Source organism: Actinosynnema sp. NPDC023658, assembly GCF_040639995.1.
Taxonomy (GTDB): Bacteria; Actinomycetota; Actinomycetes; order Mycobacteriales; family Pseudonocardiaceae; genus Actinosynnema.
In genome coordinates, this window is sequence record NZ_JBFAAX010001498.1 from 634 (window position 1) to 1,038 (window position 405).

Here is a 405-nt window from a genome sequence, read left to right on the forward strand (position 1 = left end):
GCGGCCGGAGGTGGGTGTCCACCGGTACCCGCGCCCCGTCCTGCACCGCCCGCACGTCGCGGGCCGCCACCGCGGGCAGCGCGATCCGCCTGCCGACCGGCACCCGCAGGTCGTCACCGTCCAGGTCGCACGCGGGGTGCAGCCGGTAGGGCGGGTCGGCCGTCCCGGAGGCGAGGAGCGCGTCACCGAGCCGGCGCAGCACCCAGTGCTCCACGCGGACGCGGCGGCGCACCAGCCGCCCGGCGTCGGGGTCGACCGGCCACGCGGTGAAGTCGGCCTCGCGCTCCGGCTCGACCGCGCCCCACGCGAGCGGCCCGAAGAAGCTGCACGTCTCGTTCTTCGTGCAGAACCGCTGGAGGTAGGCCCAGGCCAGCCGCAACCGCTGGCGGGTGCGCGAGGTGACCT

At 77.3% G+C, this 405-nt stretch carries 1 pseudogene; it reads right to left on the reverse strand.

The features are described from left to right. A pseudogene (locus tag AB0G02_RS42080) lies at positions 1-405 on the reverse strand (hypothetical protein); the annotation flags it as partial.